We start from the raw sequence: 17015 nt of genomic DNA, 5'->3' as shown, positions 1-17015 counted from the left end.
ATGCCGGGAGGGGGCTCGCGTTTCGGCTTCGGTCGTTACACCTTGGGCGCGGTAACATCGATCACCGGAGGGCCGCTGACGTGAAGCACGATCTCGTTGACACGACCGAAATGTATCTGCGCACCATCCTCGAGCTGGAGGAGGAGGGAGTGCCGCCCCTGCGCGCCCGGATCGCCGAGCGACTGAAGCAGAGCGGCCCCACGGTGAGCCAGACGGTCGCCCGGATGGAGCGCGACGGTCTGCTCACGGTCGAGGGCGACCGGCACCTGGTGCTCACCCCGCGGGGGCGCACCACCGCGGTCTCCGTGATGCGTAAGCACCGGCTCGCCGAGCTGCTGCTGGTCAACGTCATCGGGATGCCCTACGAGGAGGCCCACGACGAGGCCTGCCGCTGGGAGCACGTGATGAGCGACGCCGTCGAGAAGCGGGTCTACGACCTGCTGAACCGGCCGACGCGCTCGCCGTACGGCAACCCGATCCCGGGCCTGGAGGAACTCGGCTCGCCGGGGGCGGAGCACACCGAGGTGGCCGACGGTGAGCGCAACCTGGCGTTCCCGGGCCTCTCCGGCACGGTGGTGGTCCGGCGGATCTGCGAGAGCGTGCAGACCAACGCGGACGTGCTGCGCCAGCTGCACGCCGCGGGCGTCGACCCGGGCGCCACGGTCACCGTGGCCCAGGAGCGTGACGGGGTGTCGATCGACCGGTCCGGCGACCGGGTCCGGCTGCCCCGCGAGGTCGCCTCCCGGGTCTTCGTGGCCGCCGCCTGACCGTCCGCCCTTCGGGGCGTCACAGGGCGCGGGTGTTGATCTTCTTGGCCAGCGCGGCCAGTTCGGCCGCGATCTTGTCCGCCGCGGCCTTGCTCGTGCCACGCGGAGTCGTCCACACCAGCGTGACCAGCCGTCCCTCCGTCGAGAGCCAGCCCACCTCGGCGACCGGGCCGTGCCCGCTCGCCGCGCCGGCGGTCCGCCGGTACGCCTGCTGACCGAGCCCGGAGACCTTGCCTGCGGAACCCGGCACCACGTCGGCGTCGAACGTGGCCTTGTCCATCGAGGTCTCGGTGACGGTCAGGGCCAGCTCCGGCGTCGACGCGTCACCGGCCCGCACCACACAGGTGTGCGTGTCGCCCCGCTCGCTGGCCGCGGCCACGTCGAACTCGACCTTGACGTGCTGTTGGATCAGGCGGAAGTCGAGCAGCCGGCAGGCGCCGCCGGAGGACGCGGCGGCCACGTCCACGGCCACCGGCGCCGGGGGCGGCACCGTCACCGGCTCGCGTTCCGCGCCGCAGCCGGAGACGGCCAGCACCGTCAGCCCGGCGACCATGATCCGCCCGCGCACGCCCCATCCTCCCCGTCGTCGGTGGCGGGGCGTCGCCCGCCGGAGGTTCGTGGCACACCGTACGGAATGTCCGCCCCGGGCGGAAGCCCTCATCCGTCGCTTCGCTGCGGCGCCGCGTCCGCGTCACCCGGCGGTCCACCGACGTACGGGCAGTGGCGACAGCCGCGACCGCAACAGGTGCCGCGGCGGGCCAGGAAGCCCGCGGTGAGGACGAACAGTCCGGTGCCCGGGTCGAGGTAGCCGGCCTCCCCGGCCGCCAGCGCGGCGGTGTGCGCGGCGAGGATCCGCTCGCGGTCGGGGTGGTCGAGCGGCAGCCGGGACGCGTGCGGCTCGGTCAGCGGGCGGGCCGCCAGCGGTCGTCGCTCCCCGGTCATCGCCGCAGTCTAGGGATCGCGGGCCGTGGTCAGCGGAACCGGGCCAGCGCCGTGTCCAGCGCCTCACCGCCCAGGCCGGCCGCGAGCAGCAGCCGCAGCAGGATCCGCCCCTTGTACGGGTCGAGCAGCCCGCCGTCGAGGAGGCCGCGCCGTCGCAGGTCGGCCTCCGACCCGACCGCCCCGTACGTCCGGCGCAGCACCGACCCCGCGCCCGAACGGGAGGTGAGCAGCACCGGCATCCGGGCCGCCAGGTCCCCCAGCAGCGGGGCCAGGTCGGCTGGCACGTGACCGACACCGAAGCCGGCGACCACCAGCCCGTGGTGCCCCTCGGTGATCCCGCCGAGGAGCAGGCCGTCGTCGTCGAGCGTGACCGTGTACAGCGCGACCCGGGTCGCGTCGAGCCGGTTCGGGTCCACCCGTGGCAGGGGTTCGCGCCGCTCCGGTCGGGCCAGCACCCGCACCGCACCCTCGATCACATGCCCGACCGGGCCGGCGTTCGGGGAGGCGAAGGTGGCCGTGCTGGTGCTGTGCGTCTTGCGTACCCAGCGCGCCGCGTGCACCTCGTCGTTCATCACCGCCAGCACGCCCAGGTCGCAGGCCGCGGGAGCGGCGGCGACCCGGACCGCCGCCAGCAGGTTCGCGGGGCCGTCCGGCCCCGCGAGGGTGGGGTTGCGCATCGCGCCGGTGAAGACCAGCGGCGCGGGGTGCCGCCAGACCAGGTCGGCCAGGTACGCCGACTCCTCCAGCGTGTCGGTGCCCTGCGTGACGACGACACCGGTCGCGCCGTCGGCCACCGCGGCCGAGGCGACGTCGACGACGTCGAGCACCTGCCGGTACGTGAGGCTGGCGCTGGGCACCGCCCGGACGTCCCGGACGTCCAGGGGCACGCCGAGGTCGGCGAGGCCCGGCACGGCCGCCGTCAGGTCGGCGCCGGTGAGCCGGGTGACCACGCCCGGTCGTCCCGCGTCCACACCGCCCATCGCGATGGTGCCGCCGAGGGTGATGAGCACGATGGACACGGCGAGACTCCTTTCTGCCGCCCGGCGCGCCGGGCGGGGCCCTTGCGGACGGTACCGGCGCCGAGGTCCGCCCGGCCCACCGGCCGGGTCCGAGCGCCACGACGGCCGGACGCGGCGGTCCCGAGCACCGACGCCGAACGGCCCTAATTGCCGCGACCGCCCGGCGGCGCCGCGGATAGGGTCCCCGGGGTCGCTCGCCCTCCCCGGCGGCGGCCCGCCACCGCGTTCGTCCGCACAGACAGGCCAGCACGTGAGCCAGCACGTCGCCGATTCCCCGGCGCCGCCGTCCACCCGACCGCCGTCGCTACTGCGGAGCCGGAACTTCCTGCTGGTCTGGGGCGGGCAGACGGCCAGCGAGCTGGGCACGCGCATCGCCGGCGTGGCCGTCCCGCTGCTCGCCGCGGACACCCTGCACGCCAGCGTCTTCCAGGTCTCCCTGCTCACCGTTCTGGCCTGGCTGCCGTACCTGCTCGTGTCGCTGCCGGCGGGCATCCTCGCGGACCGGATGGACCAGCGCCGGCTCATGGTGCTCTGCGACCTCGGTCGGGCCGCGCTGATGCTGTCGCTGCCGGTGGCCGCGCTGGTCGGGCGGCTCACGCTCGGATACCTGTACGCGGCGGTCGGGTTCTCCGGCGTCCTCACGGTGCTGTTCACGGTGGCGTACAAGAGCATGCTGCCGCGCCTGGTCCCGGCGGCGCAGCTGGTCGACGGCAACGCGAAGCTCACCATGAGCCAGGACGCGGCGGAGCTGGTCGGCCCGAGCGTCGGCGGCGTACTGGTCGGGCTGGTCGGCGCCGCCCGGACGTTCCTCGCCAACGGGCTCGCCTTCCTCGTGAGCGCGGTCACCCTGCTGCTGGTCCGGGAGGCTCCCCGCCCCCGGGTGCCGCGGGAGCGGGTGCCGCTGCGCGTCGAGATGACCGACGGGCTGCGGTTCGTCCGCCGCGAGCCGATCCTGCTGAGGATCCTGCTCTGCACGACCAGCTCGAACTTCTGGGTGATGGCGACCAGCTCGATCGAGGTGACCTTTCTGCTGCGGGAGCTGCACGCCTCGTCGGTGCAGGTCGGCCTGGTCTTCTCGGTGAGCGCGATCGGCGGCCTGGTCGTCGGCGCGTTGGCGGGGCGGCTGTCGGCCTGGCTCGGCTCGGCGCGGGTGATCTGGGTGGCCATGGCCGTGCCCGGCCCGCTCTACCTGCTCATGCCGCTGGCCCGGCCGGGCTGGGGCGTGCTGCTCTACGGCGTGGGGCTCGCCGCGTTCTCCGCGAACGCGGTGCTGTTCAACGTGGCGTCGACGACCTACCGCCAGCGGGTCACCCCGCCGGCGATCCTCGGCCGGGTCAACGCGGCGTACCTGTGGGTCTGCTTCGGCGTGATCCCGCTCGGCGCGCTGCTCGGCGGCTCGCTCGGCACGGCGCTCGGCCTGCGCGCGGCGCTCTGGATCTGCGTACTCGGCACGTGGAGCTCCTGCCTGTTCGTCGTCTGCTCGCCACTGCGGACTCTGCGCGACACGCCGGAGTCGGCGGTTTCGTCGTAGGGTCCGGGCAGACTCGACCCGGTTGGACGGACGAGCGTCGAAGGAATCGGGATGCGGAAGATCGTCGTACACATGAGCGTGTCGCTGGACGGCTACTTCGAGGGCCCCGGCGGCGACCTCAGCTGGCACCGGGTCGACGAGGAGCTGCACCAGCACTTCAACGACGAGCTGCGCACGATGGGCGGCTATCTCGACGGGCGGGTCACCTACGAGCTCATGGCCGCGTTCTGGCCGACTGCCGACCAGGATCCGGCCGCCAGCGCGGCGACGAAGGAATACGCGGGCATCTGGCGCGACACGCCGAAGATCGTCTACTCGCGCACGCTCGAAAAGGCCGACTGGAACGCCACGATCGTCCGCGAGGTCGACCCCGACGAGGTTCGCCGGCTCAAGGCCGAGCCGGGCGGCGACCTCGTCCTCGGCGGGGCCGAGCTGATGGCCGCCTTCCTCCGGCACGACCTGGTCGACGAGTGGCGCACCTACGTGCACCCGGTGCTCATCGGCCGGGGCCGCCGGCTCTTTCCCGAGCGCGACGTGCGCACCGACCTGCGGCTGGTCGAGAGCCGCGTCTTCGGCAACGGCGTGGTCCTGCTCCGCCACCAGCGCTGAGCCGCCGGGGTTGCCGGCGTCAGCCGAACCAGACCATCGCCTGGCCGTGCCCGCGGGTCCAGGCCAGCGGCGTTCCGTCGAGAGCGAGCACGTTGTGCCCGCCGACGCTCGGCGGCTGGGGCAGCCCGTCGTGGCGCAGCACGTCCGGGTCCTCGTTGGCGATCCAGTGGCCGGGAAGGCTCCGCACGACGTCGACGAACGCCTCCCGCCGTGGCGGCGGCACCTGGTAGAGCACCGAGGTGTGGAACACCACGAGCGTCGCGCCGGCCGGTGCCCGCGCGGCCAGCGCCGGCAGGTCGTCCACGAGGTCGCCGCGCACCAGCAGCGGCGGCTCGGCGGCGGCGACGGCCGCCGCGGCCCGCAGGCGCTCGCGACGGTGGGCGTGCTCCGGCCAGATGAGCGCGTCCAGCCACGCGAGGTCGGCGCTGTCGGTCACGTCGAGCGGGTTCAGGTCCAGGCCGGCGCGCCAGACCACCTCCGGCAGGCGGTCCGGCGGCGTCAGCCCCTCAGCCGCGCACTCGAGCACCGGCGCACCGGCGCCGAGCCGGTGGTCGCCGTACCGGTAGGCGTACCGGTCCGGGTAGAGGCACAGACCGGCGGACGCCCCGACCTCCAGCAGCGCGAGCGGCTGCGGCAGCCGGGCCAGCACCGGCAGCAGGACGGCGCACCGACCGGCCTCGTTCGTCTGCGTGGCCCGCACCCGCACCTGCGCCTCGACCGCCGGCCAGTTCGCCACCGCGAAGTCGTGGAACGCCGCCGGGTCCTCGACCGGGCCGCCCAGCAGCCGTACGACCCCGAACAGCAGGTTCGGCTGCCGCTTGGCGGGCGGCAGCGCGCCGATCAGGGCGAGCAGTTCGTCGTCGTCGGCCACGGCGAGCGCGAGCCGCTCGTACGCGGGTGAGACCCCGCGCAGCTCGCGGGCGGCGAAGTCGGCATAGGTGGCGGCGATCGTCATGCCCCCGATGGTCGTCGATCCGCCGCCTGCCCGACGTGACGGACGGCACGACGTGACGGACATGACGTTCGCGCCGCGTTTCCCTGGCGGTCACCCCGACGCCGTGACCGGCCTGCGCCGGCTCGTAGAGTGCTCCGTCGGCCGGGACGAGCGGGAAGGAACAACGTGCGGGGCGAGGGCATCCGGGTACTGGTCGTCGGTGGCGGTGTCGCCGGGCTGGCGACGCTGCGCGCGCTGCGGGACTGGGGCGCGACGATCGACCTGGTCGAGCGGACCAACGGGCCCGCGGACTCGGGCACCGGCATCTACCTGACCGGCAACGCCACGCGCGCCCTGGGCACGCTGGGGCTGTGGGAGCCGATCGCCGACGTCGCCGTGGAGATCACGCGGCAGCGCAGCGGCAACCAGCACGGTCGCCGCCTGTTCGACATCGACGTGGCCACGCTGTGGGACGGCGTCGGGCCGTGCGTGTCACTCCCCCGGGCCGAGCTGCACCGGGCGCTGCTGGCCGGTGTGGAGCACTTCCCGATCCGGTGGGGCGCCCGGCCGGTCGCCGTCGCCCGGGAGGGCGAGCGCGTGGCGGTGGAGTTCGACGACGGCGGCGCCGAGCGGTACGACCTGGTGATCGGCGCGGACGGCGTGAACTCGACGGTGCGGCGGCTCGCCTTCGACGGCCACGCCGCGCGTCCCCTCGGCCAGTACGCGTACCGCTGGATCGCCCCGCGGGTCGACGACGAGCCGGTCTGGTCGGTGCTGCTGGGGCGCGGCACGCAGTTCCTCACGATCCCCGTGAGCGCCGAGCAGACGTACTGCTACTACAACGACGGCGCGGTGGCCGACCGACCGGGCTGGCGCGACGACCTGCGGGCCACGTACGCCGAGCCGGTCACCACGATGCTCGAGGCGCTCGACGCCGACGACAGCACGCTGCACGCCGGCCCGAACCAGGAGGTCGTGCTCGACTCCTGGGCGCGCGGCCCGGTGCTGCTCATCGGCGACGCCGCCCACGCCACGTCGCCGAACATGGCCCAGGGGGCCGCCATGGCCCTGGAGGACGCCGTCGTGCTGGCCGAGTCGCTCACGACGGCCGGAACGGTCGCCGAGGCGCTGCGGGCGTACGAGGCACGGCGGCGGCCGCGTACCGACTGGGTGCTCAGCCAGACGCACCGCCGGGACAAGGCCGCGGGCCTTCCGCCGGTGCTGCGCGACGCCGTGATGCGCCACCTCGGCGAGAAGCTCTTCCGGTCGAACTACGGACCCCTGTTCGCGCGCCCCTGAGCTCGCCTGCGGTCGCGGCCGGCGCCGGTCGGCGACACGGGCGCGTGTCGCGCCACGGGGGTGTCGCGCCACGGGCGTGTCGCGGCGGCGAGCGAGGTGCCCGACGAGCGTGATGCCTCAGAGTCATATTTATGCCTCTGAGGCATCGCGCTCACCGTGAGGCGACGGGGCCGCTATCCCGAATACGGTTCACCGTCCGATGTGACCGCTGCCTATCCTGTGCCGGACCTCGATCGACGGATGGGAGCTGAGATGCGTCTCGACAAGGCCACGGTCGCCGCTTCGCCGCGAGAGCACACCGCGCGATAGGCCGGCCGCCGCCGGACGGTGTCCCGGCGGTGCGTGCTCCTCGCCGCGGAGCGGTCGCTCCAGCGACGACCGTTCCCTTCTCCCTGGCTCGAGGAGCTTCCTTTGCGTGCCCGTGTATCCGCGCGTCTGGGCGCGGACTTCACCAAGCTGTGGACCGCCACGGCGGTGTCCAACCTCGGCGACGGCGTCACCATGGCCGCCGGTCCGCTGCTGGTCGCCTCCGTCACCGACGAGCCGGCGCTCGTGGCCGGCGCCGTCTTCGTCCAGCAACTGCCCTGGCTGCTGTTCGCACTGATCAGCGGCGCCTACGTCGACCGGCTCGACCGGCGTCGGCTCGTCGTGGCGGTGAACGTGCTGCGCGCCACGGCACTGGCGGCACTGGCCGCCGCCGCCGTCACGGGGACCGCCACCGTCGCGGTGATCTACGCGGTCTTCTTCCTCCTGGGTACGGGCGAGACGCTCGCCGACACGGCCGCCGGCGCACTCCTGCCGGCTGTCGTCGCGCCCGGGAACCTGGCCCGAGCCAACGCGAGGTTGAGCGCCACCTTCACCGTGGCCAACCAGTTCGCGGCCAAACCACTGGGCGCGTGGCTGTTCGTCCTGTCGGCGGCCGCGCCGTTCGGCTTCGACGCGCTCACCTTCGCGGTGGCGGCCCTGCTCGTGGCGAGGATCCGGCCGGTACCGCCGCCGGAACCACGCCCACGGACCACCCTCCGCGACGACATCGTCGAGGGGGTGCGCTGGCTGTGGCGGCACCACCTGCTGCGCACCCTCGCCGTCACGATGGGATTGGCGAACGTGGCGTTCTGCGCGGCGTTCGCCGTGTTCGTGCTGTACGCCCGGCAGCGGCTGGGCTTGTCCGACGTCGGCTACGGCTTCCTGCTGACCACGTTCGCCGTCGGCGGGCTCGTCGGCACGACCGTGGCCGCTCGGCTGGCATCCACCCTCGGCGCCAGCACGGTGCTGCGTGCCGGCCTCGTCGTCGAGGTCGTCACCCACCTCACGCTGGCGGTCACCACGACCCCGCTCGTCGCGGCGGCCGTCCTGGTCGTCTTCGGGGTCCACACCATGGTGTGGGGCGTCACCGTGTCGACATCCGCCAGCGTGTCGTACCGGCGCACCTGCGGGGCCGTGTGGGCAGCGTGTACGTGCTGCTCGACCTCGGCGGCGCCGCTTGCGGCTCCCTGCTCGGCGGTCTGCTCGCCGGCGCCGGAACCGTCACCACACCGTTCTGGCTGGCCGCAGTCGTGACGGCGGCGGTCGCCGCCGTCGCCTGGGCTTCACTGGGACGGGCAGCCACGCCGCGTTGAGCACCGGGACACCGCTGCCCCGGCCTCCGATGGGGAGACCGGGGCAGCTTGGGTGTTCCGCGTACGTCAGCTGCAGCCGCTGGTGGAGCCGCAGCCCTCGCAGACGTAGCAGCTACCGGCGGGGCGCATTTTCGTACCGCAGGTGAAGCAGAGCGGCGCGTCCGCGGCCTTGCCCATGACGGCCTCCAGCAGCTCCGTGCTGGAACCGACCGACGGCGCCGCCTTGGCGGCCGCGATGTCGGCGGTCTCCTCGGCCGGCTGGGCGACCGGGCCGGTCTTCGGCTCCTCCGGCCGGGTCTCGACCGGGGCGGAGGCGGCCATCGCGGTGAGGTCCGCACCGCTCGCCTCCGCCTCCGCCTCGGCCTGGAGCTGGGCGGCCCGCTCCTTGGCGGTGAAGATGCCCAGCTCCGCGCGGCGCTCGTACGGCAGGAAGTCCAGCGCCAGGCGACGGAAGATGTAGTCCATCACCGAGGCGGCCATCCGCACGTCCGGGTCGTCGGTCATGCCGGCCGGCTCGAAGCGCATGTTGGTGAACTTGCTGACGTACGTCTCCAGCGGGACGCCGTACTGGAGACCGATGGAGATGGCCACCGAGAAGGCGTCCATCACGCCGGCGAGGGTCGAACCCTGCTTCGACATCTTGAGGAAGACCTCGCCGAGGCCGTCGTCCGGGTAGGACGACGCGGTGAGGTAGCCCTCGGCGCCGCCGACCGAGAAGGAAATCGTCTGCGACGGGCGCTTCTTCGGCAGCCGCTTGCGCACCGGCCGGTACTCGACGACCTTCTCGACGACCCGCTCCACCTCGGCCGGGGCGGCCTGGGCGGGCGTCGTGGCCGACGTCTCGGCGGTCGCCTTGTTCGGCTTCGCCGCCGACAGCGGCTGGCCGACCTTGCAGTTGTCGCGGTAGATGGCGAGCGCCTTGAGGCCGAGCTTCCAGCCCTCGAAGTAGATCTTCTCGACGTCCTCGACGGTGGCCTGCTCCGGCATGTTGACCGTCTTGGAGATGGCGCCGGAGATGAACGGCTGGACGGCCGCCATCATCCGCACGTGGCCCATCGGGGCGATGGACCGCTCGCCCATCGCGCAGTCGAACACCGCGTAGTGCTCCGGCTTGAGGCCGGGGGCGTCCACGACGTGGCCGTGGTCGGCGATGTGCTCGACGATCGCCTCGACCTGCTCCTCCGGGTAGCCGAGGCTGCGCAGGGCCCGCGGAACGGTCTGGTTGACGATCTGCATGGAGCCGCCGCCGACCAGCTTCTTGAACTTGACGAGCGCCAGGTCCGGCTCGACGCCGGTGGTGTCGCAGTCCATCATGAGGCCGATGGTGCCGGTCGGCGCGAGCACGCTGGCCTGCGAGTTCCGCCAGCCGGCCTTGTCACCGATCTTGTTGCCGAGGCTCCACTGCTTCGTGGCCTCCCGCTGGATGGCGGTGGCCACGGTGCCGGCCGGCTTGATCGCGTCGTTGGCGGCGGCGTGCTTGCGCATGACCCGCTTGTGCGGCTCCGCGTTGCGGGCGTAGCCGTCGTACGCGCCGACGATGCCGGCCAGCTCGGCGGAGCGGCGGTAGGCGGTGCCGGTCATCAGCGAGGTGATGGCCGCGGCGACCGACCGGCCCTGCTCCGAGTCGTACGGCAGGCCGGAGGCCATCAGCAGCGCGCCCAGGTTGGCGTAGCCGATGCCGAGCTGCCGGTAGGCCCGGGTCGTCTCACCGATCTTCTCGGTGGGGAAGTCGGCGAAGCAGATCGAGATGTCCATCGCGGTGATGACCAACTCGACCGACTTGACGAACTTCTCCACCTCGAAGCCGCCGTCGGCGCGGAGGAACTTCATGAGGTTGAGCGAGGCCAGGTTGCACGAGGAGTTGTCCAGGTGCAGGTACTCCGAGCACGGGTTCGACGCGGTGATCCGCCCGGTCTCCGGGCAGGTGTGCCAGTCGTTGATCGTGTCGTCGTACTGGAGGCCGGGGTCGGCGCACTCCCAGGCGGCCTGGGAGATGGTGCGGAAGAGCTTCTTGGCGTCGATCGACTCGATCACCGCGCCGTCAAGGCGGCCGCGCAGGTCGAAGCTGCCGCCGTTCTCCACCGCGTTCATGAACTCGTCGGAGACCCGGACCGAGTTGTTGGCGTTCTGGTACTGGACGCTCACGATGTCGGCGCCGCCGAGGTCCATGTCGAAGCCGGCGTCCCGCAGCGCGCGGATCTTGTCCTCCTCGCGCGCCTTCGTGACCACGAACTCCTCGATGTCGGGGTGGTCCACGTCGAGGATCACCATCTTGGCGGCCCGGCGGGTGGCGCCGCCCGACTTGATGGTGCCGGCCGACGCGTCCGCGCCGCGCATGAAGCTCACCGGGCCGGACGCGGTGCCGCCGGAGGAAAGCAGCTCCTTGGAGGAGCGGATGCGGGAGAGGTTCACCCCGGACCCGGAGCCGCCCTTGAAGATCAGCCCCTCCTCCTTGTACCAGTCGAGGATCGAGTCCATCGAGTCGTCGACGGCGAGGATGAAGCACGCGCTGACCTGCTGCGGCGACGGCGTACCCACGTTGAACCACACCGGGGAGTTGAAGCTGAACACCTGGTGCAGCAGCATCCAGGTCAGCTCGTGGGCGAAGACCTCGGCGTCTGCCGGGCTCGCGAAGTAGCCGTACTCCTCACCGGCGGTCCGGTAGGTGGTGACCACCCGGTCGATCAACTGCCGGAGCGACCACTCCCGCTCCGGGGTCCCCACCGCGCCCCGGAAGTACTTGGTGGTCACGATGTTCGCCGCGTTGACGCTCCACGACTCGGGGAACTCCACCCCGCGCTGCTCGAAGTTGATCGAGCCGTCCCGCCAGTTCGTCATCACGACGTCCCGGCGCTCCCAGCTGACCTCGTCGTACGGGTGGACCCCCTCCGTCGTCCAGACCCGCTCGACCTTCAGGCCCGCGCCTGCCTTGCTCCGCGACCTGCTCGTTGTCACGCCGTCGCCCCCCTCGTCTGCGCGGTCACCCACCGCGCGTCCCAAAACAAACTGTCAAAAACCGAAAAGATCAATGGGTACGGCCGGCGGCCTCGACCGCGCCGGCCCCGCCGTTGCCCCGGGCGCGTGCCGCGTCCCGCAACGACTCGATCTCGCGCTCGAAGTCGGCGAGGGAGTCGAAGGACCGGTAGACGCTGGCGAACCGCAGGTACGCCACCTCGTCCAGGTCCCGCAGCGGCCCCAGAATGGCCAGCCCCACGTCGTGGCTCGGGATCTCGGCGGCGCCCTTGGCGCGGACCGTCTCCTCCACCCGCTGGGCGAGCAGCGCGATCGAGTCCTCGTCGACCGGCCGGCCCTGGCACGCCTTGCGCACCCCGCCGATGATCTTCGTCCGGCTGAACGGCTCCGTCACCCCGCTGCGCTTGACCACCGCGAGGACGGCCTCCTCCACCGTGGTGAACCGCTTGCCGCACTCCGGGCAGGACCGGCGCCGCCGGATGAGCTGGCCGTCGTCGGCCTCCCGTGAGTCGACCACCCTGGAGTCCGCATGCCGGCAGTAGGGACACCGCATCACTGACCTCCTCGATCGACCGCGGGCCGCACCGGCGCACCCCGGGCACGGTCGGACACGGCGGCGCCATCGTGCGATGGCCGCCCGCCGTGTCGCCGTACGGGAGTGCGGTCGGTAGTCGGACCCAACCTGTAGGCAACTTACGCCCATGTGACTACTACATCTAGGGGTCGACCGTATGTCGCCAGCGGACCCCGGTCAAGTTGACGGCGTGTCCCGCGTGTCACGCCATCGACCCCGTCGATCGCGCCCGCCCGACCGGCCCACGGCGGCCGGCGACCGGACCGCCGGTGAGCCCAACGGGTGGGCTCGGACCGGGTTATCGGTCGACCGGTCGAGGTCCCCCGACGGCCGGTCGGACAGCCGAGTGTTCGAACACGCGTGCCAACCGACGTACCATTTATCAGAACGGGAGTACGAAAGAACGGCTTTTCCGCGCGACACGCCGGTGGCAGGTCGTACAGATGTTTGAAAATGACCGATCTCACCTATACGGTCAGGAACAACCGGTCGCGGCGGAACCCGCCGCACCACCACGCACACCGGCAACACCGCCCGCACCACGGGCCGCCGGGGGCACCCAGCGCCGACAGGGAGGACGGACGTGACCGAGGACCGGGCCAGCCGGCCGAAGAACCCGCAGCAGATCGCCGAGGCGGGTCCGCCGGCCGCTCGGCGCCGTGGCGCCGCGCGCAGCCGGACGGGGCAGCCCGCCGTGCGCCCGGTCACCCCGGTGGTCAGCGCCTTTCCCGACCCGGCGACGGTCGACCTGACCGCCCGGCAACGACGGATCCTCGAGTTCATCCGCACCTGGGTCGAACGGCACGGCTACCCGCCGAGCGTCCGCGAGATCGGCGAGGCCGTCGGCCTCGTGTCGCCGTCGAGCGTCGCCTACCAGCTCAAGGAGTTGGAGAAGAAGGGCTTCCTGCGCCGCGACCCCAACCGCCCGCGCGCCGTCGACGTCCGCGCCCCCAGCGACGTCGTCGACGACGAGGTGAGCCGCGCGCAGCGCCCCACGCCGGCGTACGTGCCGATGCTGGGCCGGATCGCCGCCGGTGGCCCGATCCTCGCCGAGCAGGCGGTGGAGGACGTGTTCCCCCTCCCCCGCGAGCTGGTGGGCGAGGGCGAGGTGTTCATGCTCCAGGTCAAGGGCGACTCGATGCTCGACGCGGCGATCTGCGACGGCGACTGGGTCGTGGTCCGGCAGCAGCCCAACGCCGAGTCCGGCGACATCGTGGCCGCCATGCTCGACGGCGAGGCCACCGTCAAGACCTACCGCCGCCGGGACGGGCACGTCTGGCTGATGCCGCAGAACCCGGCGTTCGATCCGATCCCCGGCGACGACGCGACCATCATGGGCCGGGTCGTGGCGGTGCTGCGCCGGATCTGAGGCGGCGCCTCGGGGCGGCCGTCAGTAGCGGTCGCCCCGGTAGGCGCGGCCGCCCCCCGGGTACTGGCCGTACGGGTCGACGTCCTCTTCGCGCCGGCGACCGGCGCGCTGCCCGCGGTAGTCGGGTTCCGGGCCGCCCCGTCGCGGAGGTTCGGCACGCCCACCGCCGTAGACGCCGCCACCACCGGGCTGCCCGCCACCGTGGGGACCGTCGACCGGGCGTCCACCACCCGAAGGCCGCCCACCGCCCGACGGGCGGCCGCCACCGCCGTAGACGCCGCCACCGCCCGGCCGGCCACCCGTACCGCGGCCACCGCCACCGCCGGCGGGCCGGCCACCACCGCCACCGCCGGCGGGCCGGCCGCCGCCACCGCCGTAGACGCCGCCGCCGGCCGGGGGTACACCGCCGCCGGCCGGGGCCGCACCGCCGCGGCCCGAGCCGCCCGCCGGCCGGCCGCCGCCGTAGACACCGCCACCGGCCGGCGCCGCGCCGCCACGGCCCGAGCCGCCACCGTAGACACCGCCCGCCGGGCCGCCGCCGTACACGCCGCCACCGGCCGGAGCGCCGCCGTAGACGCCGCCCCGAGCGCGGTCGCCGCCCGGGTAGCCCTCGTCCGCACGGCCGCCGGCCAGGTCGTCCTTCCGGTCCGGCCCGTCGGACTCGTCGTCGTCGGTGGCCGGCCGGCGTCGGGCCCGGAGGATGCCGACGATGCCCGCACCGACCAACAGGGCGCCGACCACGCCGACCGCCCCGATCATGTAGGTGATGTCCTGGAGGTCGAGGCTCGCGAACCAGGAAGTCTCCGCCGCCGGCTTGGCCGCCGGGTCCTCGGCGATCGGTGCTGCCCCGCTCGTGGACGGGGTGTAGCTGAGGATGTCGACGGGCTCCTCACCGCCGACGGACTGGGCGTCGGACACGGTGAGGAACGTCTTGCCGTCCGGGGTGTAGGCGATCCCCTCGCCGAACGGGTCGGCGAGCGGGGTCACCCGGGGCTTGCCGGTGGTCAGCGCCCCGACGATGTCCCCGCCCGTGACGTCGAACTCGAAGGCGTCTGCGTACGTGCGCAGCACCACCCGGCCGCCGTCGGGCGAACGCGCGGCGCCGGTGATGGCGACCCGCCCGAAGGTGTTGAGCGGGTTCTCCGTCTCGGTCCTCGGCAGGCTGATCTCGCCGACCTTCTCCATCGGCACCGGATCGGTGTCGCCGTTCTTGAGCGCCCCCGCCGGGCGGTAGATCTCGGCCTTGCCCGACGTCACCTTCGTGATGATCAGAGGCTTGTTGTCGTCACCGACGAGCAGCGCCTCGGCGTCGTGCGGCTTCTTCTCCGGGTAGGAGAGGCGGTGCAGCACCGGCTGCTTGGCGCCGGTCAGCGGCATGGTCCAGACGGCCACCCGCTCACGGCGCGTCTTCGAGCTGGTGTTGTCGCCCGTGTCGGCGATCCAGAGGTTCTTGCCGTCGGGCGAGAGAGCGAGGTCCTCCGTGTCGAACGGGCCGGCGCCGGAGTAGCCCACGCTCTTGCTGACCTTGCACTTCGTGTCGAGGAAGAAGACACGCTTACGCTGGGCGACTTCGGTGCCGTCGTTGATCACGACGTAGCCGCTCTTCGTCGCCACCAGGCCGGAGAGCTCGGTCAGGTTCTCGTCGGCGATGGTGCACCGCTTTTTACCCGGCGTGGGCTCGGCGGGGGCGGCCGGGACGGGAGCCGCGAGGGCGGCCCCGGTGAGCGCCACGGTCGCCCCGACGAGTCCAAGGGCGACCGTGACCGAAGAAACAGCGCGGCGCATTGCGCAAGTGTCGCATGCCACCGGTTTCCACCGGGTGACGCCGGTTCGGCTCACGACTGGGTGAGCGCCCGCCCCTCGTCGTACGGGGCCAGCTCGGCGGCGAGCGCCTCGTTCACCCGGACGTGCAGCCGGGTGCCCTCCGGTAGGTGCGCCATGCTCAGCACCTCGCCGATGCGGTGCACCCGGGCCACCAGCTCACCCCGGTCGTACGGCACGACGGCCCGCACCTCCACGGCCGGCCGCGGCAACCGCGACTCGATGGTGGCCCGCAGCTCGTCGACACCCCGGCCCGAGTGCGCCGAGACGAAGACGGCGTCCGGCCAGAGCCGCTTGAGCCGCAGCAGGGTCTCCTCGTCCGTCGCGTCGGTCTTGTTGACCACCAGCAGCTCGGGAAGCCGGTCGGCGCCCACCTCGGCGAGCACCTCGCGCACCGCCCGGACCTGCTCCTCCGGATCCGGGTGGGTGCCGTCGACGACGTGCACCACCAGGTCGGAGTCGGCGACCTCCTCCAGCGTCGAGCGGAACGCTTCGACGATCTGGTGCGGCAGGTGCCGGACGAAACCGACCGTGTCGGAGAGGGTGTAGACCCGCCCGTCGTCGGTGACGGCCCGGCGGGTGGTCGGGTCGAGGGTGGCGAACAGCGCGTTCTCCACCAGCACACCCGCTCCGGTCAGCCGGTTGAGCAGGCTCGACTTGCCGGCGTTGGTGTAGCCGGCGATGGCGACGGCGGGCACCGCGTTGCGGGTGCGGCGGGCGCGCTTCGTCTGGCGTACCGTCCGCATGCCCTTGATCTCGCGGCGAAGCCGCGCGATGCGGGTGCGGATCCGGCGCCGGTCGGTCTCCAGCTTGGTCTCACCGGGACCGCGCAGACCCACACCGCCGGCGCCGCCGGCGCGCGCGCTACCACCGGTCTGCCGGGACAGCGTGTCACCCCAACCGCGCAGGCGCGGCAGCAGGTATTCCAGCTGGGCCAGCTCGACCTGCGCCTTACCTTCCTTGCTCTTGGCGTGCTGAGCGAAGATGTCGAGGATCAGCGCCGTCCGGTCGACGACCTTGACCTTGGTGCGCTGCTCGAGGTTGCGCAGCTGGGACGGCGACAGCTCCCCGTCGCAGATCACGGTGTCGGCGCCGGTGGCGAGCACCACCGAACCGAGGTCGTCGACCTTGCCCCGACCGATGTACGTCGCCGGGTCGGGCCGGTTGCGCCGCTGGATGAGGCCCTCGAGCACCTGCGAACCGGCCGTCTCGGCCAGCGCCGCCAGCTCGACGAGCGAGTTCTCCGCGTCGCTCTGCGTGCCCTCGGTCCAGACCCCGACCAGCACCACCCGCTCCAGGCGGAGCTGGCGGTACTCGACCTCGGTGATGTCCGTGAGTTCGGTGGAGAGACCGGGGACCCGCCGCAGCGCCTGCCGCTCCGACAGCTCGAGCTCACCGGTGGTGGCGTCGAGCTCCTCGTTCTCGAAGGGAAAGACGACGGTGTCCTGGTCGCGCAAGCCGATCTCCTGTCCGTTCTGTCGGGTACCGAGCAATCCTGTCATGTGACAACGCCCGCCGCACCTGTGATATGCCCGCCGTCCGTACCCGTCGGTAGCGG

Annotated in this window: 13 protein-coding genes and 1 pseudogene; 6 read left to right on the top strand and 8 right to left on the bottom strand. The window is 72.8% G+C overall.

From position 1 onward, the window contains the following. The first annotated feature begins 80 nt into the window (after positions 1-80). A complete protein-coding gene (locus ACSNOA_RS09570; protein WP_436657597.1) occupies positions 81-767 on the top strand; it encodes a metal-dependent transcriptional regulator in 687 nt (228 codons plus the stop codon). A 19-nt stretch (positions 768-786) separates the two neighbouring features. On the opposite strand, the gene ACSNOA_RS09565 is transcribed toward ACSNOA_RS09570, so the two are convergent. From ACSNOA_RS09565 to ACSNOA_RS09555, 3 genes are all read right to left on the bottom strand, one after another. Further along, the gene (locus ACSNOA_RS09565) at positions 787-1335 is read right to left on the bottom strand and encodes a hypothetical protein (protein ID WP_436657596.1); all 549 of its coding nucleotides are present in this window, start codon (positions 1333-1335) and stop codon (positions 787-789) included. An 89-nt stretch (positions 1336-1424) separates the two neighbouring features. Further along, a complete protein-coding gene (locus tag ACSNOA_RS09560) occupies positions 1425-1709 on the bottom strand; it encodes a DUF5522 domain-containing protein (RefSeq protein ID WP_436657595.1) in 285 nt (94 codons plus the stop codon). A 29-nt stretch (positions 1710-1738) separates the two neighbouring features. After that, the gene (locus tag ACSNOA_RS09555) at positions 1739-2728 is read right to left on the bottom strand and encodes an asparaginase (protein ID WP_436657594.1); all 990 of its coding nucleotides are present in this window, start codon (positions 2726-2728) and stop codon (positions 1739-1741) included. A 250-nt stretch (positions 2729-2978) separates the two neighbouring features. Between ACSNOA_RS09555 and ACSNOA_RS09550 the strand changes: the two genes are divergently transcribed. Together ACSNOA_RS09550 and ACSNOA_RS09545 are read left to right on the top strand one after the other, a co-directional pair. Continuing rightward, the gene (locus tag ACSNOA_RS09550; protein WP_436657593.1) at positions 2979-4259 is read left to right on the top strand and encodes an MFS transporter; all 1281 of its coding nucleotides are present in this window, start codon (positions 2979-2981) and stop codon (positions 4257-4259) included. Between the two features lie 51 nt (positions 4260-4310). Then, positions 4311-4868 (top strand): dihydrofolate reductase family protein, encoded by a 558-nt coding sequence (locus ACSNOA_RS09545; RefSeq protein WP_436657592.1) that lies wholly within the window; start codon positions 4311-4313, stop codon positions 4866-4868. A 19-nt stretch (positions 4869-4887) separates the two neighbouring features. Here the strand turns inward: ACSNOA_RS09545 and ACSNOA_RS09540 are convergent, their stop codons facing one another. Beyond that, positions 4888-5823, bottom strand: a complete 936-nt coding sequence (locus tag ACSNOA_RS09540) for a DUF2332 domain-containing protein (protein WP_436657591.1) — start codon at positions 5821-5823, stop codon at positions 4888-4890. Positions 5824-5988: 165 nt separating this feature from the next. On the opposite strand from ACSNOA_RS09540, the gene ACSNOA_RS09535 reads away from it, so the two are divergent. Next, entirely contained in the window at positions 5989-7101 is a 1113-nt protein-coding gene (locus tag ACSNOA_RS09535) for an FAD-dependent monooxygenase (RefSeq protein WP_436657590.1), read from the top strand. Positions 7102-7512: 411 nt separating this feature from the next. Beyond that, a pseudogene (locus tag ACSNOA_RS09530) lies at positions 7513-8720 on the top strand (MFS transporter). Positions 8721-8786: 66 nt separating this feature from the next. Here ACSNOA_RS09530 and ACSNOA_RS09525 read toward each other — a convergent pair. Together ACSNOA_RS09525 and nrdR are read right to left on the bottom strand one after the other, a co-directional pair. Then, positions 8787-11708 (bottom strand): vitamin B12-dependent ribonucleotide reductase, encoded by a 2922-nt coding sequence (locus ACSNOA_RS09525; protein ID WP_436657589.1) that lies wholly within the window; start codon positions 11706-11708, stop codon positions 8787-8789. Between the two features lie 37 nt (positions 11709-11745). Then, on the bottom strand, positions 11746-12246 hold the full coding sequence (nrdR, locus tag ACSNOA_RS09520; protein WP_436657588.1) for a transcriptional regulator NrdR: 501 nt from the start codon (positions 12244-12246) through the stop codon (positions 11746-11748). Positions 12247-12850: 604 nt separating this feature from the next. Here nrdR and lexA point away from each other — a divergent pair. Beyond that, on the top strand, positions 12851-13636 hold the full coding sequence (gene lexA, locus ACSNOA_RS09515) for a transcriptional repressor LexA (RefSeq protein WP_436657587.1): 786 nt from the start codon (positions 12851-12853) through the stop codon (positions 13634-13636). Between the two features lie 21 nt (positions 13637-13657). Here lexA and ACSNOA_RS09510 read toward each other — a convergent pair whose 3' ends face one another. After that, a complete protein-coding gene (locus ACSNOA_RS09510; protein ID WP_436657586.1) occupies positions 13658-15421 on the bottom strand; it encodes a hypothetical protein in 1764 nt (587 codons plus the stop codon). Positions 15422-15471: 50 nt separating this feature from the next. Further along, positions 15472-16959 (bottom strand): GTPase HflX, encoded by a 1488-nt coding sequence (gene hflX, locus ACSNOA_RS09505; RefSeq protein WP_436657585.1) that lies wholly within the window; start codon positions 16957-16959, stop codon positions 15472-15474. Positions 16960-17015 lie beyond the last annotated feature (56 nt).

The organism is Micromonospora sp. URMC 103 (genome assembly GCF_051386435.1).
Lineage (GTDB): Bacteria > Actinomycetota > Actinomycetes > Mycobacteriales > Micromonosporaceae > Micromonospora.
This window is presented reverse-complemented; position numbering and strand designations above follow the sequence as displayed.